Origin of the sequence: Aquimarina sp. U1-2, assembly GCF_017897595.1 — a bacterium.
Lineage (GTDB): Bacteria > Bacteroidota > Bacteroidia > Flavobacteriales > Flavobacteriaceae > Aquimarina.
This window is the reverse complement of the sequence record NZ_JAGKIK010000171.1, coordinates 1-281: the sequence shown is the minus strand read 5'-3', so window position 1 is coordinate 281 and position 281 is coordinate 1. Positions and strand designations below refer to the sequence as shown.

General features: G+C 31.7%; 1 pseudogene. It reads left to right on the top strand.

From position 1 onward, the window contains the following. Nucleotides 1-123: 123 nt before the first annotated feature. Nucleotides 124-281, top strand: a pseudogene (locus tag J8281_RS19770) (mannose-6-phosphate isomerase); the annotation flags it as partial.

The following is a 281-nucleotide window of genomic DNA, read 5'->3' as shown; positions in this document are numbered from 1 at the left end:
AAAGCTAAATTCGGCCAAGGTTTATGGTAATTTTCCATATTAATGCATTAAAGTTCCATGTGTAGTCTAATACTTTATAAGTATTTTTACTAAGCAAAACGTTTAACTAACACATATAGATTTATGGATTTATATCCACTAAAATTCACGCCACTTTTTAAATATAGAATATGGGGTGGCGAAAAACTAAAAACAGTATTAAACAAAGATTACAAAGAAACCAACGTTGGCGAATCTTGGGAGATTTCGGGTGTAGAAAACGATGAAACTCTAGTGGTCGA